Here is a 21941-nt window from a genome sequence, read left to right as displayed (position 1 = left end):
GTCAGTCGGTAGGGATCAGGCCGGCTTCTTCCGGGTCTCCGACCACTTCGGTCAGATATTGTTTGAGTTTTTTCAGCGCTTGATGCTCGACCTGTCGGACACGTTCTTTTGAGATGCCCAGGCGTTCGCCCAGTTTCTCAAGCGTGACAGAATCTTCGCCCAGACGGCGCTCGCGGATAATGAGCTGTTCTCGCTCGCTCAACCGGCCCAAGGCCTGGCCGAGCCATTGCGAGCGTTGGTTCTGGTCGCGGCCTTCCATGACCTGCGTTTCGGGGTCCGGGTTGTCATCCTGTAGCAAGTCCTGCCATTCGCCTTCACCATCCTCGGTGAAGGGGGCGTTAAGGGAGCGATCCACAGCAGCCAGACGGCTCGCCATCTTCTCCACATCGTCTTCGCCGACGCGCAGGGCCTGGGCCACATAGGCGCGGTTTTCCGGCGTCAGCGCGCCAGAACTCGTGTCCTTGATCAGGGCGCGCAGACGGCGGAGATTGAAGAACAGGGACTTCTGGGCGGCGGTGGTGCCGGTGCGTACGATGGACCAGTTGCGCAGGACGTAATCCTGAATAGAGGCCCTGATCCACCAGGTGGCGTAGGTGGAGAAGCGAACCTCGCGTTCCGGTTCGAAGCGGGCGGCGGCCTGCATCAGACCGATATTGCCTTCTGAAACCAGGTCGGGGAACGGCAGGCCGTAATTGCGAAACTTGGCGGCGATGGAGATGACCAGCCTCATATAGGCCGTGGTCAGCGCATGCAGCGCCTCTTCATCGCCCTTCTCTTTCCAGGCGGTGGCGAGGTCCAGCTCTTGCTGACGCTCGAGCAAAGGAGCATCCATCGCCTGCTTCATGTAACGCCGATCAGGATCGACGGAGCGCGATGGGGCGGAGCGAGTCGGCGCAGATTGTGACATCTTGTTCGCTTTCGTTTCGCATGGGCCACTAACTTGTTCGTGAGCTTATACGAACGATGTCCGGACCTGGATCACGCTCTGATGTGATGGTTCACGATTTGCTGGGGTGGAACGAAAAACGCCCCGCCAGATCGCTCTGGCGGGGCGTTGAACTGTGAATGTCCTGACTGGACGAAGCGGGGTTTAGGCGGCTTTTTTGGTCAGGGTGGTGGTCAGAAGCTCAAGCGCTTCCTCGCGGTCGACTTTTTCGACCGCCGCCACTTCGCGGACCATGCGGTCGAGCGCGGATTCATAAAGCTGGCGCTCGGAATAAGACGGCTCGGGCTGGTCTTCCTGGCGGTGCAGGTCGCGCACGACTTCCGCGATGGAGATCAGATCGCCGGAATTGATCTTGGCTTCGTATTCCTGGGCGCGGCGGCTCCACATGGTGCGCTTGACCTTGGGTTTGCCCTTCAGGGTTTTCAGCGCGTTCTGCAGGACATCGTCACTGGCGAGCGGGCGCATGCCAGCATCGGTCGCCTTGGCGGTCGGCACGCGCAGGGTCATTTTGTCTTGCTCGAAGGAGACGACGTAGACCTCGATATCAAATCCGGCGACGCTTTCTTTTTCGACGCCCACAACGCGGCCCACGCCATGTGCTGGATAGACCACATAGTCGCTTTTCTTGAACGTCTTATTATCGTTGGCGGATTTCTTGGTCATACGAGGCCCTCTCGTCCAAAGCCTGCCGAACTGGTCATGTTCGCGGGTCAGAATAGACCACACGAAAACCCGTTCTGATCTAAGTGGAAGATCAGCGGTCGGACTTTCTATGATACAGTTACATCAAGGCGGTTGCTGTCCCGGAATACGCGCTTGTGCGCTTACCGAAGACGAAGATCATAACAGAAAAACTGCAAAAACTCAACTTGATGCGCAGTCGTGTCTATTCCGCACGCGGAGGGCGGTTAACCAATCGCTAAGATTTTGAATGAGTTCAGAGATTTTCAAGCCGGCTTTTCGGAGAAATATTTCTCCAGCTTGTTCGTGATGGTCTCGAACTCTTTATAGTCGGCGGGCGGGTCTTTACGCACCGTGATGTTCGGCCAGACGGTGGCGTATTTTGAGTTCAGCGCCAGCCACTTGCCGTCTGCATCGTCTTCCGTGTCCGGCTTGATGGCTTCAATCGGGCATTCAGGCTCGCAGACACCGCAATCAATGCACTCGTCAGGATGAATGACGAGCATGTTCTCGCCTTCATAAAAGCAGTCCACAGGACAGACTTCGACACAGTCGGTGAATTTGCAGCGAATGCAGGCGTCAGTGACGATATAGGTCATCGCGCGGGCGGCCTCGGGACAGGGATAAGAGACGATAAGTTGGCGGGGACATGGCCCCCTGCAGGGCGTTTGTCAACGTTCCGAGGCGGCTTGCCGCGCTTCGGCGCGGTCACGATCTGACAAGCCCAGCAGCGGCGCCAGGCGTCGGATCAATGCATCTTCATGCGCGTCCCGTTCGCCATCCGCCAGGACCACGCGCCACAGATCGGTCAGGATCGTGAGCCGTTGATCGCGCGGCAATTGCTTGACCACGCGTGTGAAGCGGTGATGGTCCACGGCGGCTTCCGCCAGTTCCTCCGCTTCTTGCAACACTTCGGCGGCCTTGGTTTCATCGAGGTCAAACCCGGTGCGAAGCACGGATACGATCTCGGCTTCCTCAACATCGGCGTAAATGCCGTCTGAGAGCGCGGCTTCAACCATCAGCGCAGCGGTGCACACTTCCGGGGTCAGAGCGTCCCGGGCTGCGGGCTCTGCGGATGTGAAAAGGCGTTTCAGGGTTTCAAACATGATCAATCCAGAAAACTTGATGCTTTAGTCAGTGGCGAGGCTGTAGCACGCCTGGGCTTCAACGGCAGGACCGCGCCGCTCTGGCAGGTCCAAGATGACAAGCCGGAAGGGCGCATCGCCGCGCCGGATCACCAGCTGATCGCCCGCGCGGACCGGGCTTGAGGCTTTGGTCAGGCGCATCACCTTGCCCCCGCGGTCAATGCGGACAGCGCCTTTCTCGACCATCTGACCCGCCAGCGCGCGCGACTTGAACAATCGTGTCCGGAACAGCCAGACATCGCAGCGCTGGGCTGGGCCGTGCTCACTCATGAGCGCTCTTGTGTCGTCTCCGCCGTGTCAGATGCGGCTTGGGTGTCTGCCTGGGTCTCATCTGCGGTCGTCTCTGCAGGCGTTGCAGGCGCAGCATGTTGCGCGTCCAGCGCATCGGTCGGCGAGGGCGACTGCTCGGATGCCGCCTCCGGCGCACTTTCGTCTGCATGCGCTTCGGCGGGCTTGGCTTTGGGCTTCTTGCGCGGCTTGCGGCGTTTCTGGGCGGCCGGTTTGGGTTGCTCCAACTCCAGCGCGGCGAGCGCGGCGAAGGGCGAATCCGGGTCGATCGGCCTGTCCTGAACCGGCGCAGGCTTGGCGGCGCGTGCATCCTTGCGCGGACCTTTGCCCTTGCCGTGGGGCTTGTTTCCGCCTTGCGCCGGACGGGCGCTGGAGCGTGATCGGCCCGCCCACAATTCGGGTTGCTCCTCGGTCGCAGTCTGGACGCGTCGATAGCCAAGGGCTTTCAGAACTTCTCTGAGATCTTCATTGGAGCACCCCAGCAGCGCCGTCATGGGCGCGTTGGGCTCAAACCGTCGCTCCTTGTTTTCAGAGCGCTGATCCCGGATCAGATCGGCGAGACGTTCCAGCATGTCGAGGCGCACTGCGCGCGGTCCACACGGCTGAAAGCCCGCCGCCGCATAATCAGCCAGGGTGTAACGGCGATCATTGGGAATGCTGGTCAGGCCTGGCGGCGGATTGACCGCCCGATCGATATCGCCCTCATGCACCGCCTTGAGCATGGACAGGAGGCGGGCCGCGCCGGGCTTGAGCAAGGCCGGCATGAACACCGCATGCTCGCCGATGCGCACGCCGGCGCGCCGCAAGGACTGGCGCTCGGGCACGGACAGGGCGGATAATTCATCCGCCAGCTTGGCGCGTGACATGGCGCCGAAATTTTCCACCAGCTGATAGGCGACGCCGCGCGCCAGGCCGTCGAGGCGACCTTCTTCCTTGAGCGCCTTGCGCATATCCAGAAGCGGTTCGAGCCGGGTGCCGGCCTGTTCGGCGGCGAACGTCATCAGGCGTTTTTCGGCCTGGGCGATCAGTTCGCTGGATCCCAGCTCGCCGCCGATCAGATCAACGCCCGGGGTGAACGGATCACCGCCTGCTCTCAGGCGACCCACAGGATCGTCTTTCCAGTTCAGCAGGCCGTCTTCGCCCAGAGCCAGTTCCGCATCGTCAGCCTGGGAGAGCTGGGAGAGGAGCCGGTTCACTTCCGGACGGACGGCTTTCATGGCGGCGTTCGCCACGGCCCGACGCGCCAAAGGCTCGCCTGCAGCGTCGGCTTCAAAGCTCAGCCCGTTCAATCGTCCCACGAAATGGCCCTCCACAGTGACCTCGCCCAGGCGGTTGAGCCCGGATTGCAAATCGGTTTTCTCACGCAGCCCTTTCATCAGCGCGCTGGTGCGCCGGTCGATGAAACGGGCCGTCAGGCGCTCATGAAGCGCGTCCGAGAGCTGATCTTCAACCTCTCGGGTACGGCTCGTCCAATATTCAGGGTCTTTTGTCCAGTCCTTCCGGTGGGCGGCGTAAGACCAGGTGCGGACATAAGCCAGTCTTTGCGCCAGCGCATCCACGTCTCCCGCGGTCTTGGCCAGACGCGTCAACTGGGCGTCCAGCCAGCTGTCGGGCAAATAGCCCTTGGCGCTGGTCAGGTGCATGTAAAGTGTTGAAACCAGACGCGCATGTTCTTCCGGGCTGGATTTGCGGAAGTCCGGAGTCCGGCAGACATCCCAGAGCCTTGCGGTCCCGTCGCGAGCGGCGGCGCGCTCTCGAATATCGCTGTCGCGCGACACAAGGTCGAGCACATGCTCATCGGCTGCATTGCGGACGCGCTCCAGCACGGGATCGGGAGACGGCTGGTTCAAGGACCGGCGAAGCGTGTCCAGCGAGCGCAGGTCAAGCTGGGTCTCTCGCCAGGTCAGCTTGCGGACAGGTTCAAAGGTGTGGTTCTCCACCCGCTCGATGATATCTGTGTCCAGAGGGCGGGCGTCCGCGGTTTGTCCAAACGTGCCGTCAGAGCGGAACCGGCCAGCGCGTCCGGCGATTTGCCCGATCTCATGGGGGAAGAGCTGACGGCGCTTGCGCCCGTCGAACTTTGAGAAGCTGGCGAAGGCCACATGGTCCACATCCATGTTCAGCCCCATGCCGATCGCGTCCGTCGCGATCAGGAAATCCACTTCGCCTGATTGGTAAAGCTCGACCTGGGCGTTGCGGGTGCGGGGGCTGAGCGCGCCCATGACGACCGCCGCGCCGCCGCGCTGACGGCGCACGAGCTCGGCGATGGAATAGACGTCCTCGGAGCTGAAGGCGACGATGGCGGAGCGCCTGGGAAGTTTGGTCAGCTTCTTTGCGCCGGCATAGGTCAGCACCGAGAAGCGTTCGCGTTCCTCGATCTCCGCTTCCGGGATCAGATGGCGCAGGATAGGCCGCATGGTGGTGGAGCCCAGAAACAGGGTCTCCGCCGTGCCGCGCGCATGAAGCAGCCGGTCGGTGAAGATATGTCCGCGCTCGGGGTCTGCGGCCAGCTGGATCTCGTCAATCGCGAGAAAAGCCGGGCGCATGTTCAATGGCATCGCCTCGACCGTGCACAGGAAGAACCGCGCGGTCGGGGGCACGATCTTTTCCTCGCCCGTGATCAGGGCGACGGCGGCGGAACCCTTGGCCTTGACGACCTTGTCGTAGAGCTCTCGCGCCAGCAGCCTGAGCGGCAGGCCGAACACACCGGTGCTGTGCGCCATCATGCGTTCAAGCGCCAGATGGGTCTTGCCGGTATTGGTGGGGCCTAGGATCGCGGCGATACGGCTATCGCCAGCGCGGGCGCGTGACATGACGCTCTCCAGCGTGGTTTCGCCTTACAGATAGGTGGGAAAGGGCTTATTGCGAAGCGTCGCCCGCATAGAGCTGCGTCGCGGTGATGTTGATCGACCCGATCCGGGTCTGGGCGCGGAACCGCACCGGCACATAGACGCTCTCGATCGGCGCCAGCCAGATCGTCACCGGGCGATTGGTTTCCTCCGCGTCGGGGCGATCGCCTTCATCATAGCCGCTGATCGGCTCGATATAGGCCTGGCAGCGGATAGCCTCGCCGCTCCAGCCGCGGGTGCGGACGTCATCCGGGCCAGCGTTATTAAAGCGCAGGTCATAGCGCGCCTTGCCGTCAAAGACGGGCAGGCGACCCTGGCAGATCTCGTCCTCGCCTGATTGGATCGACAGCATCAGCCCGAGCAGGGTCGAGATCGGATCAAGCGCGCCCGCGCGTTCTTCATCATTGGCGGGCGGCTCCCCCATGGAGCCGAAGGGCGGCTGAACGTCCGGCATGGCGACGCCGTCATCGAAATTGATGCCGACGACGCGTCCCTTGTTGCTGGCGTGATTGATGTGCTCATAGCGATAGGGACGCAGTGAGTCCGGCGCGCGATAGCCCGATGTGGTCGCCTCGATATTGGTGTCGTCGAACCAGCGCAGCAAACCGCCGCTCTCAAAGGTCGCGGCCGCTGAGTAGGTGCCGTCCTGAAAGGCGGCCGACAAGGAGATGTCAGCCACTTTCAGGATCAGCACCGAGCCTGAATACTGGGCGTAGATTTGCTGGGGCGGCTCAACGCTCTGAGCGCTGGCGGTCACAGGAAGGCTCGCGACAGCCAGGGTCGCCAAAGTCATGCGGGCGTAATTCGACACAGTCAGCATTTCACTCTAATTCCTTCGGCCCCAGCCGAGTTTGCATCCTATCTAACGCGATCTGGCTGCAAGATGAACGCCAGTCTCTGTGCGCCTACGCCTTGACGCAGGCGGTCCAGACCGGTACATCGCCCGCTCTCGCGCCGCACCTTGGATTTTCCATGTAAGCGGTCGCATATGATTTTACGACTGTTGTGGAACAAGGTGGAAGCTATGTCGCGCCGCTGCGAACTTACTGGGACGGGTCCGGTTTCGGGCAACAACGTTTCCCACGCCAACAACAAGACCAAGCGCCGCTTTCTGCCGAACCTGTGTCAGGTGACGCTGGCGTCTGAGTCTCTGGGCCGGTCTTTCCGTCTGCGTATCGCCGCCAAGGCTCTGCGCAGCGTCGACCATGTTGGCGGTCTGGACCAATTCCTGCTGAAAGCTCGTGATGAGCAGCTTTCTGGCGCCGCGCTGAAAATCAAGCGCGAGCTGAAGAAAGCCGCTGCAGCCGCCTAATCGGCTCTGAGCTTGACGCGAGACACAACGCCCGCCGGAAACGGCGGGCGTTTTTCTGTGCGTGATGCTAGGGACTCAGTCTCGCGGCTCGATGGCGAAGCTCAGCAGGAGCGTGCGTTGAGCCTCATTGAAATTGTCGTCCGAGATCAGGAACAGGCGCGTTTCGCCATTGAACTCGACGACCGCCAGACCTTCGAAATTATCCACCGTCATGTCGGGCGTGAGCTCCGCCAACAGCGCAGGCTCTAGCGCCGCCTCACCCGCCGCTGCGATTCGGTCCGCCGTGAGGTGCAGGATGCGGATCCGGTTGCCCACATCGCGCCGGTAGAAACGCTGCAACAGGTACAGACCGCCGGCGCTGTCGGTCTCAAGGCTGGTGATTCCGTAATCGGGATCGAGCGCGAGCTGAAATTCAGTTGGAGCCGCGTCCATGTCCGCGCGGTCATAGCGCCAGAGCGTGTGGGTCTCCTCGCCCCGGATAGGGTATTCTACACTGGCCCATAAAGAGGCGTCGTCAATCGCCAACCCTTCAAGGCCCGCATTGTTGCCGACGCCTTGCGTGCGAGGGGGCAAGGCCAGAGGCGTTGCGATCAACGGCGATTCGCGCTGGTACCGCCACACGCGGTGGTCGCGTTCGAAACTGACGGCCAGCTCAGTCCCGGAGAGCATCGCCAGGCCTTCCGCATCAGCGGCGGCGCCCTCCAGCGGCGCTCCGTTCAGGTCCGTCATTGGTTCATAGCGATCCAATTGAACAGAAAGCGGGCTCTGCCGGTCATCCAGTTCCAGCCGTCCATAAGCCAGCCCACCCCGGTCTGACGCCACGATCAGCTCAAGAGCGTCTGAGGCGCCGCTGACGTGCAAGGCGGACCAGCCGCCGAAGCGCTCGTCAGTGCTGCTCAGCTCAACTCCGCCGGTATAGCGAAGATCGCCGACGCGCATGCGGCCGGGGTCATCTGGAAACAGAACCACGTGCTCAGCGCTGACGGTCAAGCCTGCGTCTGATGGTGGTGACTCGTCCTGAGCCTGTCCGCCGCACGCGGCTGTCAGGCTGAAAAGGGCGGCGGTGAGAGCCGTACGGATCATGGCGAGCCTCTTGGGAAAGGCGCGCCCCTAGCGTCGAGCGCGCGTACCGGTCACAGCCCGTTTCATAGCCGAGCCGCCGGCCGGGCGCACCTTGTTTTCGCCTTTTGCGCGAATTTTACCGTCGGCTTTGCGGTCGCGTTTCTCATCGAACAGAGCCGCGAGCTGATCGGTCATGGCGCCCGCTAGCTGCTCCACATCCACGATGGTGACCGCCTTGCGGTAATACCGGGTCACGTCATGACCGATGCCGATGGCGAGCAATTCCACATCGGATTTGTTCTCGATCATGGCGATGACTTCGCGCAGATGCTTTTCAAGATAGGCAGGTGAGTTCGCCGATTGCGTGCCGTCGTCCACGGGGGCGCCATCGGAGATCACCATCATGATGCGGCGTTGTTCGGGGCGGGCCATCAGGCGTTTATGGGCCCAGAGCAAAGCCTCGCCGTCGATGTTTTCCTTGAGCAGGCCGTCGCGGAGCATCAGGCCCAGATTGGGTCGCGCCCGGCGCCAGGGCGCGTCTGCGGCCTTGTAGATGATATGGCGCAGATCATTGAGGCGACCCGGATTCGGCGGCTTGCCCTGGCTGAGCCATTCCTCTTTCGAGCGTCCGCCCTTCCAGGCGCGGGTGGTGAAGCCCAGAATTTCGGTCTTCACGCCGCACCGCTCCAGTGTGCGCGCCAGAATGTCGGCGCAGGCCGCCGCGACCAGGATCGGCCGTCCGCGCATGGAGCCTGAATTGTCGAGCAGCAAGGTGACGACCGTATCGCGGAAATCGGTGTCTTTTTCCTGCTTGAAGCTGAGCGGCATCATCGGGTCCATGATGATGCGGGGCAGGCGCGCCGGATCGAGCATGCCTTCTTCAAGATCGAACGACCAGGAGCGCTGTTGCTGGGCCATCAGGCGGCGTTGCAAACGGTTGGCGAGGCGTCCGACCGCGCTCTCCAACCCTTTGAGGTGCTGGTCGAGGGTGCGCCGCAGACGGTTGAGCTCGGCCGCATCGCACAGATCCGACGCCTGGATCACTTCGTCGAACTTGTCGGTGAAGACTTTGTAGGCGTTGGGATCTTCGCCGGGCGGGCTGACCCAGTTGGGTTTCGCCGACTGCATGGACTCGCTGGGCTCGTCATCGGCCTCGACGCGGGTCTGGCTGTCCTCGGCGAAATGGATGTCATCGGTGTCCGCTGCGGTGCCCTTGGCGTCGGCGGCGTCGTCCTCATCCTCGCCCTGATCGGGATCGTTGTCTGAATCGTCCTGGCCGGCTTCAGGCTCCTGCTCGACGCCGGAATCGTCCTGGCTGTCGTCTGTGTCGTCTTCGTCCTGGTCGTGCTCGCCCAGCTCGTCCGTCAGGTCGAGATCCCGGATGACCTGCCGCAGAGCATCCGCAAAGGCGCTTTGATCATCAACCGCGCCCGCCAGCGCATCCAGCGCGCCGCCTGCGCTGCTTTCCAGGTCCTCGCGCCAGACCTGCATCAGGCCCTTCGCATCGTCCGGAGCGGGCCGACCTGTTACGCGCTCACGCACCAGCATGGAGATGGCGTCCGCCAGGGGCGCGGTTTGCCGGTCCTCGGCATGGTTCCAGCCTTCGCGGCGGCAGCGATCAGCCAGCGCGGCGTCCAGATTATCGGCCACGCCGCGCATGGCGCGTGCGCCCAGGGCTTCCACTCGCGCCTGTTCGGCGGCTTCAAAGATTTGCCGCGCCCGGGCTCCGGGCGGCAGGGCGGTCTGATGCGAGCGTGCATTATGAAGCTGCAGACGCAGCGCCAGCGCATCGGCCTTGCCGCGCAATTTTGCTGCATCATCCGCGGTCAGTTTTTCCGGCGGATTGGGCAGCACGACCTTGCCGTTCGACAACGCCGCGGACTCGCCACCGAACTTCACGTCCAGTTCGCGGTCGTGAGAGATGGCGCGTGTCGCAGCGGACAGCGCGCGCCGGAACTGGTCAGCAGGCGAAGCGTCAGACATGAAAGGCCTTTAGGCTGCAGTGCCGGCGGCGAGGGCGCTTTCCGGCAGATCCTCGCCAAAGACCCGCTGATAGAATTCCGACACGATCGGGCGTTCCAGCTCGTCGCATTTGTTCAGGAAGGTCAGGCGGAAGGCGATGCCGGCGTCACCGAAAATCTGGGTGTTCTCTGCCCAGGTCAGAACGGTGCGCGGGCTCATCACGGTGGACAGATCGCCATTGATGAAGGCTTCGCGGCTGAGATCAGCCACCGTGACCATGTCGGCGATCATCTTGGCGCCGGCTTCGGACTGGCCAACTTCGCCCAGCTTGGCGGCGACGATCTCGCGCTCGGTCTCGGCTGGGAGATAGTTCAGCGTGGCGACCAGGGACCAGCGGTCCATCTGACCCTGGTTGATCTGCTGGGTGCCGTGATAGAGCCCCGTCGTGTCGCCCAGGCCCACCGTGTTGGTGGTGGCGAACAGGCGGAAATTCGGGTTCGGGCGGATCACCCGGTTCTGGTCGAGCAAGGTCAGAGAACCTGAGGCTTCCAGAACGCGCTGGATCACGAACATCACGTCAGGACGGCCCGCATCGTATTCGTCAAAGAGCAAGGCGACGGGGCGCTGGACGGCCCAGGGCAGAATGCCTTCCTGAAATTCGGTGATCTGTTGGCCGTCTTTCAGGACGATGGCGTCCTTGCCCACCATGTCGATCCGGCTCACATGGCTGTCGAGATTGACCCGGATCATCGGCCAGTTCAGACGCGCGGCGACCTGTTCGATATGGGTGGATTTACCCGTGCCGTGATAGCCCTGAACCATGACGCGGCGGTTGAAGGCGAAGCCCGCCAGAATGGCCCGCGTGGTGGCGGGGTCGAACACATAGGTGTCGTCAATATCGGGCACGTGGGAATCGCGACCGGAAAAGGCGGGGACCTCAAATCCGGGATCAAAGCCAAACAAGGCCTGACAATCGGCGGTCGTGTCGGGGGTGAGGCTGATCAGGGTATCGTCGGTCATACGCGGAAGGGCTCTTTGTTGCAGCGCGACAGGGTGGTTCAAACCATAAGCCCCAGACATAGAGCGTCCAAGCCCTGTCGCCACTGCTGTTCAGCACCGTGTCTGGTTCAAAGGGATCAGGCCGCGCAACCGCTCTCGATAAAGGTCGCTAGATCGTCAATCAGAGCGGCCTGACTGGACGGCAAATCCGAGGGGCTGGATGCGAGCCAGTCTTCCAGGCTTTGCCCGGATGCGAGCGTCTGCGCGAGCGTGTCAAAGACGACGTGAGAGCCGGTGCGCGTCATCAGATAATCCACCAGAGCCCGGGTCAGGCCGTAAAAACGCTCCGCTCCGATCATGTCCGCGCCCTGGCTCGAGAGCGCATCGCCCGACATCACCATGATCTGGGGGCCGTCCGCAGCTTCGCCCCGGGCGCGTGCGGCGGCGGCGGCGCGGTCCGCCGCCAGAGCCGCCATCTGCAACAAGGGATGCTCCATGGTGAAATACCGGCTCAATTGCGCGGAGATGTCATCAGGCAAGTCTTCGCACAGGTTTGATCGCCGCTCGCCCGTTAATTGCTCGCTTTCCATCAGCACGGCGGCGGTCTCGTCAAACCAGTCTGGCGCAGCGGCGGCGCCGTAGGTGCGCGCACCCCCAGTATCGATGTCGGGCCAATCATAGGTGTCGCGCAGCCAGAGATGACCCAATTCGTGCGCAATGATGGCTTCGCCGTGACGCACGCGTTCATTGCCGTCCACACGGTCTGACAGGGCGGAATTGATGGCCGCGTCGATCACGGCCTCTGGCGCGCCGGCCATTTGCGCCTCAAGCGCGGGTCGCAGTTGAGCCTCCAGCTGGTCGCGCATGGCCTGGGGGGAGACCCAGGGTTTGACGGTATAGCCTTGACCGTCCAGCTCCAGCGCCAGACCGGGAAATTGCGTGCTGTCCTCGATGACGGCGGTCAGGCCCGGCGTGCGCGAGAACACGTCGCCATAGCGCGCCTGCGCAGTCTGCATGGCGGACAGGATAAAGGCGGCGCGGTCCGGATTGGCGGACACCGCCAGTAAGGTCTCATCTTCAAGGCAGTGCGCCCCGGCCGGACAGGACGCGAGGCTTAGGGATGCGGCAAGTGCGGTGATGATCATGGAAACTCCCCCAGAGATTGAGGAAGTGAAGGTGACCGCAGTCACATTTCGGCTTGGTGTCCGGGTGATGAACTTTTAGACAGGCTCATCCCATGCCGCAGCTTTTGAGGATCTGGTAGGCCTCGACCACTTTCTGAAGCAGCTCTTCCATCGAGCGGTCGCCGCCATTTGAGTCCGGATGATATTGGCGCACCAGCTCGGCATAGCGCCGCCGGATGGCGGTCTTGTTCGCCTTGGGGTCGAGATTGAGCGTATCGAGGGCGCGCTTTTGAAGCCGCCCCATCCCGGCGTTCGGGTCTTCGGCTTCGCGCTGGGCGCGTTCCTGTCCGGGGGGCGGGCCGTCGCCGAACAGATTGAATGGATCGACGAAGCCGTCCTTGAAATCCTTGCTGGCGTTCTGCGCGGCGCGGCGGGCGCTGGAGCCGGACGCGAACCCCCAGGTGGGGCGATGGCCATACATGTCGGCCGCGGCATGGGCCTTGGCCGCATCCTCGCTCATGCCCTCAAAGAAATTCCATTCCTTGTTGTACTGGGCGGCGTGTTGTTGGCAGAACCAGTAGAACTCGGTGCGGTTGGCCGGGCTCTTGGGCGCGCGCGCGGTCGCTTTCGACCGGCACTGGGGATGCTCGCACACCTTATCTTCTTGCCGCGCCTCGGTTTTGGGCGGCTTGATGCGGATGTCTTTAAATTTGGGTCGGTATTTGTACGAGCCGTCCATAACCCCAAGTATGGGGCGCACCGGCCTGACGGACAATAAACAGAGGATGACAATGTCCAGCGTAAAGCAGCAAATCGAAGACCAACTGACCCAGGCGCTGGCGCCGACCCTATTGAAAGTTACTGATGACAGCGCGCTTCATGCCGGTCATTCCGAGCAGGCGCGTGCTGGTGAAAGCCATTTCACCGTCGAGATCGTGTCTGACGCTTTCACGGACCAGAGCCGCGTCCAGCGTCACCGTCTGGTCAATCAGGCGCTGGGCGAGCTGCTGAAAGCGCAAGTGCACGCCCTGGCCATCAAGGCCAAGGCGCCCGCCGAAGCGGGCTGATCAATCGTCCGTGTCTGCGGCCTCGGGCTCTTTCTTGAGCCGCATGCGGGTGATCTGGTTGCGGCGACGTTCCAGGATTTCAAATTGCACCCCGTGAAAGCGGAAGATCTGCCCCGCTTCGGGGATGGTCTGGGCTTCGTGGATCACAAGACCGGCAATGGTGACCGCTTCGTCGTCGGGCAATTCCCAGTCAAGCGCGCGGTTCACGTCGCGAATGGGCGCGCCGCCATCCACCAGGATGAAGCCGTCGGGCAGGGGGGTGACCCCCTCGACCGTGACATCGTGCTCGTCCTCGATCTCGCCGACGATTTCCTCGATGATGTCTTCCAGTGTCACAACGCCCATCAAGGCGCCGTACTCGTCCACCACCAGGGCGAAGTGCTCGCGCTTCTGCCGGAAGGCCGTCAGCTGTTCAAGCAGTTCGGTGGTTTCAGGGATGAACCACGGTTCGCGCTTGATCGCTTCAATGTCGAGCTTGCTGGAATCCCCGCCAGCATTGTGCAGTTCACGCGCCAGGTCGCGCACATGCAGGATGCCGACAATGTTCTCCGCGTCATCGCGATAGAGCGGCAGGCGGGTGTGCGGACAGCTCAGTGCATCGGCCACCAATTGTTCGACCGGTTGGTCGATGTCGAACATCACCAGGCTTTTGCGGTGAACCATGACGTCGTCCACCGTCAGCTCGCGCAGATCGAGCACGCCGCCCAGCATGTCGCGGTCGGTTTTCACCACGCCGCCTTCCTGGTGGTGCAGGTCGATCTGACCGCGGATCTCGTCATGGGCGGACAGGACCGGGCCCTCCACCGACAGACCCAGAATGCGCAACGTCGCGCGCACCAGCCATTGCACGGCGGCCACAACAGGCGCGAACAGCATCACGAAAATGCGGATCGGCAGGGACACGGTCAGCGCCATGCGGTCCGGGTTCGACAGGGCATAGGTCTTGGGCAGCACTTCAGCGAAGATCAGCACCAGAAGCGTCATCACCAAAGTGGCGATGGGGACGCCCGCTTCGCCGAACATGGCCAGAAACACCGCCGACGCCAGTGACGCCGCCAGGATGTTGACGAGGTTATTGCCCAGCAGGATCGCGCCGATCAGGCTTTCGCGATCATCAATCAGCAGATTGACCCGCCGCGCGCGGTGATCTTTTTCTTTTTCAAGGGTCAGCATGCGCGCCTTGGAAGTGGCGGTCAGCGCGGTTTCAGAGCCTGAAAAGAACCCTGAAAAGGCCAGCAGGCACAAAATGCCAAGTCCGGTCCAGGCCATCCACGGTTCAAAAGTCATTGGTCTTCAACCTCGCTCGACAAAAACGCCGCCAGATCCTTGTGATCCACATCGCGTGTGATGAAGGCATTCCCGATGCCGCGCGCAAGGATCAATGTAATCGCGCCGCCTGAATTTTTCTTGTCGTCCTGCATCCGCGCCAGCAAACGATCCGAAGTGTACGGTCCGCCGGGCAGTTGTGAAATCCGGGCCGGAAGCCCCACAGCCTTCAGATGACGTTCGACACGGCGCGCATCTTCAGGCGCGCACAGGCCCTGCCGTTCCGAAAACCGGAATGCGAGCGCCAAGCCGCAGGCGACGGCCTCGCCATGCACCAGCGCGCCTTTTTCCGCTTCCGCCTCAAACGCGTGTCCGAACGTATGGCCCAGATTGAGCAAGGCGCGCTCGCCGCTTTCACGTTCATCCTCGGCGACGATCCTGGCCTTGAACGCAACGGCGTCCGCGACGGCCTGGACCAGACCGTCTCCCGTCACGGCGTCCACGCCCTGAGCTTCAAGGCGGTCAAACAGCGGGGCATCCTGGATGAGGCCGGCTTTGACGATCTCGGCATAGCCCGCGAGCACTTCGCGCCGGGGCAGGGTGTCGAGAAAGGCGGTGTCTGCGATCACGAGGTCTGGCTGATGAAACGCGCCGATCAGGTTTTTACCGTGCTGCGTGTTGATGCCGGTTTTGCCGCCGACCGAGCTGTCGACCTGAGCCAACAGGGTCGTCGGGATCTGTATGAAGCGCGTGCCGCGCTTGAGAACCGCCGAAGCGAAGCCTGTGAGGTCGCCGACAGTGCCGCCGCCAAAGGCGATCACCGGCTCGCTGCGCTCCACATTCAGGTCCAGCAGACGATCACAGAGAGCTTCCAGCCCGCGCCAGCTCTTGGCGCTTTCGCCGCCCTCGATCTCGATGAGTTCGATCTTGAGGTTCGCCGCGTCAAACGCCTGGGTCAGGCGTGTCTTGTGGTGTTTGAGCGCGTGTGAATCCGCGACGATGACAACGCGTCCGCGTGGGGCGCGGTTCGCCAGCCGGTCCGCACGTGCGGACAGGGCGTCGCGCCCGATCACGACTTCATAGGCGCCTGAGGCCGCGTTCACCTCGATCACGCGCAGCACGCTCATCCGCGCACTCCTTCCTGATAAGTCCTGAGGGCGTCCATCACCTGGTCGGCCGATTGTTCATGGCTGCCGACCGAGGTGTCCACCACAATGTCCGCCTCGGCGTAGAGGGGAGAGCGTTCGCGTTCAAGCCGGGCCATGATCTCGGCGGGATCGCCTTGTGACAATAAAGGGCGTGCGCCGGGCTTGCGGCCCACCCGCTCGATCAGCACGTCGATATCGGCTTTGAGCCATATGGAGATGGCTTTGTCTTTCACCAGCGCCCGCGTGTCCTCCTGGATGAAGGCGCCGCCGCCCAGCCCGATGATTAGTGGGTCTGGCTCTTCCAGCAGACGGCCAATCACCTTGCGCTCACCATCGCGGAAGGCCGGTTCGCCGAAATCGGCGAAAATCTCGCTGACGCTACGGCCCGCGGCGCGCTCGACTTCTTCGTCAGCGTCGCGAAACTCGACGTCCAGCCGCCGGGCGAGCCTGCGTCCAATCGTTGTTTTGCCGACGCCCATCAGGCCGACCAGCGCCAGATGCCGGGTCAGCACGAGCGGGTTTTCAGAATTTGTCATCACACTGTAAGGCTATACGCCAATGCTGCGCGGGCGAGCAATCACTGCTGACGTCTGGAAAACGCCGCATTCGCCTGCTTTAGTATCCTCACAGGGCGAGCGACATGGAAAAGGCACTCTCATGAAAACCATTCTGATCGGCTTGGGCGTAGGGCTGGTGGTCATTATCGGCGGGTTCATTGCTTTGCTGGGACTGGCGGACAGTAATGCGCCGACCCCTGAAGAAGTGCGTGTCGAGGTGACTGATGCATTGGTCGATTAAAGCCGCTTTGCTGGCCGCAAGCGTGTTTGCGTGCGGCCAGGCGTTCGCCCAGGCCCGGCCTGCCGATGGTCAGATTGAAGTGGCCGAGCTGGGCGCTGTCGATCCGTTCGAAGTGGGCGTCAATTCAGTCCTGCCCGAAACGGTCTGGAATTCAGGGCATGCAGGCGCGCTGAACGGTGCGTTGTCGGTCCTGCCTGATCGCGCCAGCGCCGGATGGAGCAACCCGGCTGCGGCGAGACTGGCTTTGGCTGCTTTGCGGTCCTCGGGCGAGCCGCCCCGGGGCGGTCGGGACGATTTTGTGCTCGCCGCGAAACGCGCAGACCGGGCTTTATCCGCAGGCCGCGCTCAGCTGGTCTATGAATTGATGGCGCGCACGCCGCGGGTGAACGAATCAGACGCTTTGTCACGTGTCTATGCGGAAACCGCGCTGGCGATGGGCCGCACACAAGAGGCTTGCCGGGCCGCGGACGCGTTGCTGGAAGGTCGGGACGCGGCCTATTGGCTGCGGCTGCGCGCCAGCTGTCTGGCGCTGGACGGCGCCATTCCCGCTGCCGAGCTGACCGCTGAACTGGCGCGCGCCCAAGCGCAAACGCCCGCTTTCGATCAGGTGTTTGATGCCCTGACGCTCAATCAGCCGGCGCCTGAAGGCTTTCGTCCGCGCACCGCGCTGCAGCTGACCCTGCTGGAAGCGCTGGCGCCGGGCGTACGCCTGTATCCGCATGAGGATGCGCCCAACTGGCTGCATCTGGCGGCGGAACGCACCGGCCCCACCATCGCCCTGCCTGAAACCTTGCCAGAAGCGCTGGAAGCGGCGGTCGCCATGGACGGCGCAGAGCGCGCCGCGGCGCTGGGCGCCTTGATCGGCCAGGATCTCGATCGCGAGATCGCCGCCGAGGCTCTCGCCATCCGCCTGTCGGACGCGGCGCAGCAAGGCCTGTTCATGGAGGCCGCCCTGACGTTCGGGCCGGAAGTGGCGAGTCTGCCGATCACTGAAAACACGCTCGCCCATGGCGTCCATTTCGTCCTGGCCGCCATGGCGGCTGACGACCTCGTCGCCGCCGAGCGTTGGCGCGAAGCCCTGCTGGACGGACCGCCGGAGCCTGAGCCAGCGATGCAACCCGCATCAGAATTGGGCGGGTTGCCGACATTGGATGGCGCAGGTTCTGAACCAGACGCAGACGAGAAAACGCAGGCTCCGGCGTGGCAACCGCCTGCGCCGGGCCTGATGGTGGCGATTGATTTCGCCCACGCCATAGCGCTCGATCAGATCGAGGATGATGCGTTCATGGCGCTATTGGCGGCGCGACTGGAGACGGCGACCCCTGAACGCTTGTGTCAGGCGGCTGGCCTTGTGGCGCTCGGCGCGGATGATCAAGGCGAGTTGCAACAGGCGCTGTCCGGTCTGACCCGCCAGACGGGCGTTACGCCCCCCGCTTTGGGGCCGCTGCTGCTGGCGTCCGGGGCCGGGGCTCTGGGCGAGACGCAACTGCACGCTGCGTCCTTGCTGGAACGCCATCCCGCTGACGCTGAAACCTGCGCTGCGGCCATGCTCGCGCTCGATCATGCCGGTCTGCGTCGGCAGGCGCTGCAATACCTCTTGGCGCGGGTCATCGAGGACGCTGCGTGAGCGCGCGCTCGATTGATCTCTTCCTCGACATGATGGCGGCTGAGCGCGGCGCCGCTCGCAATACGCTCGACGCCTATCGCCGCGATCTTGAAGACGCCGCCGCGCGTCTGGGCGGGCGCGGTGTCGGTCTTGAACAGGCGCAAACCCGTGATGTGGAAGCCTTGCTTTCAGATCTCGCCGCGGACGGTCTGTCGCCCGCTACCGCCGCGCGCCGGCTCTCCGCGCTGAAGCGCTATTACCGGTTTTTGCTCAAGGAAGGGCTGCGCGGCGATGATCCGGCGAAGACCCTGTCCGGCCCCAAAAAACCGCGGCCTTTGCCCAAAGTGTTGAGTGAAAGCGAGGTCGAGGCACTGTTTGACGCGGCGGAGCGCATGGAGGGGGCGGAGGGGCTGCGACTGCGCGCATTGCTGGAGTTGCTGTATGCGGGCGGCTTGCGCGTCAGCGAGCTTGTGACCTTGCCGCTGTCAGGCTTCGCCCGCTCTGAACGCTGCCTGATCGTCACAGGCAAAGGCGGCAAGGACCGCCTGATTCCCCTGACCGACGCCGCGCTGGAAGCTGTGGACGCCTACAAGGCGGTGCGGGCGGAGCATTTGCCCCATCCGAAAGCGCCGGCCTATGCAATAGCTGCGCGGTATCTGTTCCCGTCGCGCACCGCGCGGGGCGGGCATCTGACGCGCGAACGGTTCGCCCAACGTCTCAAAGAACTGACGATGGTCGCGGGTCTTGATCCCCAACGGGTCAGCCCGCACGTGATGCGCCATGCCTTCGCGACGCATCTTCTGGCCAATGGCGCGGATCTGCGCAGCGTTCAGACCTTGCTGGGACATGCCGATGTCTCAACGACCGAGATTTATACGCATGTGCTGGAGGCTCGCCTCAAGGCTCTGGTGCATGACGCACACCCGCTGAGCCATGATGAGACAGGCTCTGAGGGATGAAACCGGCCCGGCATTTGCTCATAACAGTGCATAGATTGCTTCGCGCTTGAGCGCCCTTTAGTTTGCGCCCTCCACCGGGGCCCATCCACCAGGACCGTCCATGTCAGATACAACGCGCACCTATCTCGATTTCGAACGGCCGATCGCCGAGCTTGACGCCAAGATTGAAGAACTTGAAAGCGTCCTGTCCCGGAACGGCGAAGACGCGCCGGATGCGGCGGACGAGATCGCCAAACTGCGGCAGAAGTCGTCCGATCAGCTCAAATCGATGTACTCCAAGCTCGACGCCTGGCGCAAAACCATGGTGGCGCGTCATCCCGAGCGTCCGCACCTGCGCGATTATATTTCCGGCCTTGTGACGGATTTCGAAGATCTGGCCGGTGATCGCCGCTTTGGGGAAGACCATGCGATCGTGGGCGGTCTGGGCCGTCTGAAAGGCCGTCCGGTCGTGATCATGGGCCATGAAAAGGGCCATGACACCCAGACCCGCCTCAAGCACAATTTCGGCATGGCGCGCCCAGAAGGGTATCGCAAGGCCATGCGTCTGATGGACCTGGCGGAACGTTTTGATTTGCCGGTGGTCACTTTGGTGGATACGGCGGGCGCCTATCCCGGCATTGGCGCGGAAGAACGCGGCCAGGCTGAAGCGATCGCCCGCTCCACCGAGCGCTGCCTGACGCTGGGCACGCCTATGGTCAGCGTGGTTACCGGCGAAGGCGGATCAGGCGGCGCTGTGGCGCTGGCGTCCGCCAACACGGTGATGATGCTGGAGCACTCGATCTATTCGGTGATCTCGCCTGAAGGCTGCGCGTCCATTCTCTGGCGCGACGGCGCTCGCGCCCGTGACGCAGCGCTCGCCATGAAAGTCAGCGCGCAGGATTTGATCGAGCTCAAGATCATCGACTCAATCATCGAGGAGCCGCTGGGCGGCGCGCACCGCGATCGCGCAGACACCATCCGGCGGGTGGGGGATGCGGTTGAGACCGCACTGGCGAGCCTTGACGGGTTGAGCCCCGCTGAGTTGCGCCAGCGCCGCCGGGATCGCTTCCTGACTATTGGTCGTTCGCTTCTGGAGACCTGACGCCACCGTCAGGTCAGAGCGTCGCGATCCACATCAACCCAGTCCTTCATGGATGCGGGACGATAGTGCGCGTCTTCATCATCAAAGCGCACCCAGACGCTGGGATGGAAATACGCCACCGCCTCCTGTGAGGGGGGCGGCGCTTCACGCACCTTGTCGCCCAATGCGCTCAAGAGACCGCCCGGCGCTTTGAACGGACACAACGGGTCGGGGTCCAGCCGGGAATCAAGGACGGCGTATTCAATTGACAATCCTTGCTCGCGCGCCTGATCAGCCATCCATTTCAGGGCGATGTCCGATAAGGGCGTGTTGGCCGCTTCACCGCCCCCGACACCGCCATGCGGCCCGATAAACCAGACCTGCCGCAAGGGATCGATCTCGTTCAGGGCGTCTTTGGAGGCTTCCATCGGGGTGAGAGGAAAGGCTTTTCGCGTTTCATCCAGCGCGCAGGCATGACGGGCGTGAAGCACTTTGCGGTTCAGTTGCGCGTCGTGAAACCGGTATTCCTCGTTCAGGCGTTCATTGATCTCATGATCGTCAGAGAGGTCGGGGATGCCCAAGGCGCCCACCGTGTCCCAGCATCCCAGAAAATGAATGTCGGGCTCAAACCCGTTGCGTTCGCGAAACTCTCGGCACTTCCAGGATGAGGGCTTGAGGGCCTTGGAGCGATAAAGCTCATAGGCTTCAGACAGCTTGCCCAGATTGCGCCGATGCAGAAGCCCCGAATTATAGATGAGCCCCGCCAGCGAGCGCACGGTATAGGCGCCGCGTGAAAACCCGAACAGCCAGATTTCATCGCCCTCGCAATAGTTTAAGGACAAGAAGCGATAGGCGTCATAAATCTTCTCTTCCAGCCCCCCGCCGAACGCGCCCTGACGTTTCTTGCGCAGCGAACTGAGGATGCGTTTGAACCAGTTTGAATCGCTCTGGGTGAACGGCGTGCCGACGCCGGAATCGTAAAACACGATCTGCTCGATCGGGCGTTCAGGAGTGGTGGTGTCGGCAGCGCTTAATGAAAACGCCAGCTTGGCCACATTGGTGGGCACCTGCTGGCTGATGGTTTGCCATGTGCCGTCAGAGCATAAGATCAGTCGTTTCATCACCGCCTCCGTCCGTCATGTATAGAACACTGACTCAGAGGGGTGGATTATGCAATCAGGGATTTATCGTTTCAGGCGAGCCGGTGCTCCAGCCAGGGCAGGCTTCTGCCCGGGATAAGCCTGGAGGGGCGGTCCTCGATGAAGCTGGCGCCCATCGCGGTATAAAACCCGCGTGCGTTCGGGTCTGACAGGATTTGCAGGACATCGGCGTCCGCCATACGCGCTTGATCCAGCGCCCAGTCGTAAAGACGCTTGCCGAGACCCGACCCGATGGCGTCGGGGGAAATGAACAGCAAATCGAGCATGACGCAACGCCCGACAGTCTCGTCACGGGGGGCGCTGATTTGCGCCAGCCCGAGCGGGACGTCATCGGTCCACGCGGCGATGGCGCGACCTTCTCGCGCGGCGTCGGGGTCGAGCCGCAGCACCGTTTCCATCTTGGCCATCATGTCCTCGCCATAACCCCAATACGCCTTGGAGCGCAGGATCATGGCGTTGACGGCGTCAAACTGATCCGGCTCCAGGCGTGAAAGGCGTATGTCAGACAT

The 21941-nt window shown here is 62.7% G+C and carries 23 protein-coding genes; 6 read left to right on the top strand and 17 right to left on the bottom strand.

The genetic code is table 11. From position 1 onward, the window contains the following. Window position 1: 1 nt before the first annotated feature. From G405_RS0104550 to G405_RS0104520, 7 genes are all read right to left on the bottom strand, one after another. On the bottom strand, window positions 2-907 hold the full coding sequence (locus tag G405_RS0104550) for an RNA polymerase factor sigma-32 (RefSeq protein ID WP_022700322.1): 906 nt from the start codon (window positions 905-907) through the stop codon (window positions 2-4). 183 nt (window positions 908-1090) lie between these two features. Next, window positions 1091-1609: a CarD family transcriptional regulator gene (locus G405_RS0104545; RefSeq protein ID WP_022700321.1), complete on the bottom strand. Its 519-nt coding sequence runs from the start codon at window positions 1607-1609 to the stop codon at window positions 1091-1093. 284 nt (window positions 1610-1893) lie between these two features. Then, window positions 1894-2226 carry a ferredoxin FdxA gene (gene fdxA / locus G405_RS0104540; protein WP_022700320.1) on the bottom strand — a complete coding sequence of 111 codons (333 nt, stop codon included), beginning with the start codon at window positions 2224-2226 and terminating at the stop codon, window positions 1894-1896. 72 nt (window positions 2227-2298) lie between these two features. Continuing rightward, entirely contained in the window at window positions 2299-2733 is a 435-nt protein-coding gene (locus G405_RS0104535; RefSeq protein ID WP_040705221.1) for a tellurite resistance TerB family protein, read from the bottom strand. Between the two features lie 24 nt (window positions 2734-2757). Next, the gene (locus tag G405_RS0104530; protein ID WP_022700318.1) at window positions 2758-3042 is read right to left on the bottom strand and encodes an RNA-binding S4 domain-containing protein; all 285 of its coding nucleotides are present in this window, start codon (window positions 3040-3042) and stop codon (window positions 2758-2760) included. Beyond that, the gene (locus G405_RS14970; protein ID WP_022700317.1) at window positions 3039-5873 is read right to left on the bottom strand and encodes a helicase-related protein; all 2835 of its coding nucleotides are present in this window, start codon (window positions 5871-5873) and stop codon (window positions 3039-3041) included. Before G405_RS14970 ends, G405_RS0104530 begins: the two co-directional genes overlap by 4 nt. A 46-nt stretch (window positions 5874-5919) precedes the next feature. After that, complete coding sequence (locus tag G405_RS0104520) at window positions 5920-6729, bottom strand: DUF3108 domain-containing protein (protein ID WP_022700316.1); 810 nt, start codon at window positions 6727-6729, stop codon at window positions 5920-5922. A 204-nt stretch (window positions 6730-6933) separates the two neighbouring features. On the opposite strand from G405_RS0104520, the gene rpmB reads away from it, so the two are divergent. Then, window positions 6934-7221, top strand: a complete 288-nt coding sequence (gene rpmB / locus G405_RS0104515) for a 50S ribosomal protein L28 (protein ID WP_022700315.1) — start codon at window positions 6934-6936, stop codon at window positions 7219-7221. Window positions 7222-7296: 75 nt separating this feature from the next. Here the strand turns inward: rpmB and G405_RS0104510 are convergent, their stop codons facing one another. From G405_RS0104510 to G405_RS0104490, 5 genes are all read right to left on the bottom strand, one after another. After that, complete coding sequence (locus G405_RS0104510; RefSeq protein ID WP_084683406.1) at window positions 7297-8304, bottom strand: esterase-like activity of phytase family protein; 1008 nt, start codon at window positions 8302-8304, stop codon at window positions 7297-7299. A gap of 27 nt (window positions 8305-8331) precedes the next feature. Next, a complete protein-coding gene (cobT, locus tag G405_RS0104505) occupies window positions 8332-10266 on the bottom strand; it encodes a cobaltochelatase subunit CobT (RefSeq protein WP_022700313.1) in 1935 nt (644 codons plus the stop codon). A 9-nt stretch (window positions 10267-10275) separates the two neighbouring features. After that, window positions 10276-11265 (bottom strand): cobaltochelatase subunit CobS, encoded by a 990-nt coding sequence (gene cobS, locus G405_RS0104500; RefSeq protein WP_022700312.1) that lies wholly within the window; start codon window positions 11263-11265, stop codon window positions 10276-10278. Window positions 11266-11381: 116 nt separating this feature from the next. Further along, a complete protein-coding gene (locus G405_RS0104495; RefSeq protein ID WP_156861354.1) occupies window positions 11382-12389 on the bottom strand; it encodes a hypothetical protein in 1008 nt (335 codons plus the stop codon). Window positions 12390-12474: 85 nt separating this feature from the next. Beyond that, the gene (locus tag G405_RS0104490; protein ID WP_233345984.1) at window positions 12475-13023 is read right to left on the bottom strand and encodes a J domain-containing protein; all 549 of its coding nucleotides are present in this window, start codon (window positions 13021-13023) and stop codon (window positions 12475-12477) included. 136 nt (window positions 13024-13159) lie between these two features. Here G405_RS0104490 and G405_RS0104485 point away from each other — a divergent pair, with 136 nt between their 5' ends. After that, complete coding sequence (locus G405_RS0104485; RefSeq protein ID WP_022700309.1) at window positions 13160-13435, top strand: BolA family protein; 276 nt, start codon at window positions 13160-13162, stop codon at window positions 13433-13435. Here the strand turns inward: G405_RS0104485 and G405_RS0104480 are convergent, their stop codons facing one another. From G405_RS0104480 to G405_RS0104470, 3 genes are read right to left on the bottom strand one after another with little or no spacing between them, the layout of a single operon-like run. After that, on the bottom strand, window positions 13436-14722 hold the full coding sequence (locus tag G405_RS0104480) for an HlyC/CorC family transporter (RefSeq protein WP_022700308.1): 1287 nt from the start codon (window positions 14720-14722) through the stop codon (window positions 13436-13438). Then, complete coding sequence (aroB, locus tag G405_RS0104475) at window positions 14719-15828, bottom strand: 3-dehydroquinate synthase (protein ID WP_022700307.1); 1110 nt, start codon at window positions 15826-15828, stop codon at window positions 14719-14721. The genes G405_RS0104480 and aroB overlap by 4 nt, the downstream gene beginning before the upstream one ends. Further along, window positions 15825-16385 carry a shikimate kinase gene (locus tag G405_RS0104470; protein ID WP_028284533.1) on the bottom strand — a complete coding sequence of 187 codons (561 nt, stop codon included), beginning with the start codon at window positions 16383-16385 and terminating at the stop codon, window positions 15825-15827. The genes aroB and G405_RS0104470 overlap by 4 nt, the downstream gene beginning before the upstream one ends. A gap of 121 nt (window positions 16386-16506) precedes the next feature. On the opposite strand from G405_RS0104470, the gene G405_RS16910 reads away from it, so the two are divergent. The 4 genes from G405_RS16910 (at window position 16507) to G405_RS0104450 (ending at window position 20293) form a co-directional block, all read left to right on the top strand. Then, a complete protein-coding gene (locus tag G405_RS16910) occupies window positions 16507-16647 on the top strand; it encodes a hypothetical protein (protein WP_022700305.1) in 141 nt (46 codons plus the stop codon). Continuing rightward, window positions 16631-18274, top strand: a complete 1644-nt coding sequence (locus G405_RS0104460) for a hypothetical protein (protein ID WP_022700304.1) — start codon at window positions 16631-16633, stop codon at window positions 18272-18274. Before G405_RS16910 ends, G405_RS0104460 begins: the two co-directional genes overlap by 17 nt. Continuing rightward, the gene (locus tag G405_RS0104455) at window positions 18271-19212 is read left to right on the top strand and encodes a site-specific tyrosine recombinase XerD (protein WP_022700303.1); all 942 of its coding nucleotides are present in this window, start codon (window positions 18271-18273) and stop codon (window positions 19210-19212) included. Before G405_RS0104460 ends, G405_RS0104455 begins: the two co-directional genes overlap by 4 nt. Before the next feature lie 100 nt (window positions 19213-19312). After that, a complete protein-coding gene (locus tag G405_RS0104450) occupies window positions 19313-20293 on the top strand; it encodes an acetyl-CoA carboxylase carboxyltransferase subunit alpha (protein ID WP_022700302.1) in 981 nt (326 codons plus the stop codon). Window positions 20294-20301: 8 nt separating this feature from the next. On the opposite strand, the gene G405_RS0104445 is transcribed toward G405_RS0104450, so the two are convergent. Together G405_RS0104445 and G405_RS0104440 are read right to left on the bottom strand one after the other, a co-directional pair. Then, a complete protein-coding gene (locus tag G405_RS0104445) occupies window positions 20302-21393 on the bottom strand; it encodes a DUF2235 domain-containing protein (RefSeq protein WP_022700301.1) in 1092 nt (363 codons plus the stop codon). Window positions 21394-21464: 71 nt separating this feature from the next. Further along, window positions 21465-21941, bottom strand: a complete 477-nt coding sequence (locus G405_RS0104440; RefSeq protein WP_022700300.1) for a GNAT family N-acetyltransferase — start codon at window positions 21939-21941, stop codon at window positions 21465-21467.

It is taken from the genome of Oceanicaulis alexandrii DSM 11625 (assembly GCF_000420265.1).
Lineage (GTDB): Bacteria > Pseudomonadota > Alphaproteobacteria > Caulobacterales > Maricaulaceae > Oceanicaulis > Oceanicaulis alexandrii.
The sequence above is the reverse complement of the archived record's forward strand: the minus strand, read 5'-3'. Positions and strand labels throughout refer to the sequence as shown.

Excerpts from the sequence above, each read along its gene's own strand:
- G405_RS0104550 (WP_022700322.1), bottom strand. The coding sequence starts at position 907 with ATGTCACAATCTGCGCCGACTCGCTCCGCCCCATCGCGCTCCGTCGAT.
- G405_RS0104545 (WP_022700321.1), bottom strand. The coding sequence starts at position 1,609 with ATGACCAAGAAATCCGCCAACGATAATAAGACGTTCAAGAAAAGCGAC.
- fdxA (WP_022700320.1), bottom strand. The coding sequence starts at position 2,226 with ATGACCTATATCGTCACTGACGCCTGCATTCGCTGCAAATTCACCGAC.
- G405_RS0104535 (WP_040705221.1), bottom strand. The coding sequence starts at position 2,733 with ATGTTTGAAACCCTGAAACGCCTTTTCACATCCGCAGAGCCCGCAGCC.
- G405_RS0104530 (WP_022700318.1), bottom strand. The coding sequence starts at position 3,042 with ATGAGTGAGCACGGCCCAGCCCAGCGCTGCGATGTCTGGCTGTTCCGG.
- G405_RS14970 (WP_022700317.1), bottom strand. The coding sequence starts at position 5,873 with ATGTCACGCGCCCGCGCTGGCGATAGCCGTATCGCCGCGATCCTAGGC.
- G405_RS0104520 (WP_022700316.1), bottom strand. The coding sequence starts at position 6,729 with ATGCTGACTGTGTCGAATTACGCCCGCATGACTTTGGCGACCCTGGCT.
- rpmB (WP_022700315.1), top strand. The coding sequence starts at position 6,934 with ATGTCGCGCCGCTGCGAACTTACTGGGACGGGTCCGGTTTCGGGCAAC.
- G405_RS0104510 (WP_084683406.1), bottom strand. The coding sequence starts at position 8,304 with ATGATCCGTACGGCTCTCACCGCCGCCCTTTTCAGCCTGACAGCCGCG.
- cobT (WP_022700313.1), bottom strand. The coding sequence starts at position 10,266 with ATGTCTGACGCTTCGCCTGCTGACCAGTTCCGGCGCGCGCTGTCCGCT.
- cobS (WP_022700312.1), bottom strand. The coding sequence starts at position 11,265 with ATGACCGACGATACCCTGATCAGCCTCACCCCCGACACGACCGCCGAT.
- G405_RS0104495 (WP_156861354.1), bottom strand. The coding sequence starts at position 12,389 with ATGATCATCACCGCACTTGCCGCATCCCTAAGCCTCGCGTCCTGTCCG.
- G405_RS0104485 (WP_022700309.1), top strand. The coding sequence starts at position 13,160 with ATGTCCAGCGTAAAGCAGCAAATCGAAGACCAACTGACCCAGGCGCTG.
- G405_RS0104480 (WP_022700308.1), bottom strand. The coding sequence starts at position 14,722 with ATGACTTTTGAACCGTGGATGGCCTGGACCGGACTTGGCATTTTGTGC.
- aroB (WP_022700307.1), bottom strand. The coding sequence starts at position 15,828 with ATGAGCGTGCTGCGCGTGATCGAGGTGAACGCGGCCTCAGGCGCCTAT.
- G405_RS0104470 (WP_028284533.1), bottom strand. The coding sequence starts at position 16,385 with ATGACAAATTCTGAAAACCCGCTCGTGCTGACCCGGCATCTGGCGCTG.
- G405_RS16910 (WP_022700305.1), top strand. The coding sequence starts at position 16,507 with ATGAAAACCATTCTGATCGGCTTGGGCGTAGGGCTGGTGGTCATTATC.
- G405_RS0104460 (WP_022700304.1), top strand. The coding sequence starts at position 16,631 with ATGCATTGGTCGATTAAAGCCGCTTTGCTGGCCGCAAGCGTGTTTGCG.
- G405_RS0104450 (WP_022700302.1), top strand. The coding sequence starts at position 19,313 with ATGTCAGATACAACGCGCACCTATCTCGATTTCGAACGGCCGATCGCC.
- G405_RS0104445 (WP_022700301.1), bottom strand. The coding sequence starts at position 21,393 with ATGAAACGACTGATCTTATGCTCTGACGGCACATGGCAAACCATCAGC.
- G405_RS0104440 (WP_022700300.1), bottom strand. The coding sequence starts at position 21,941 with ATGTCTGACATACGCCTTTCACGCCTGGAGCCGGATCAGTTTGACGCC.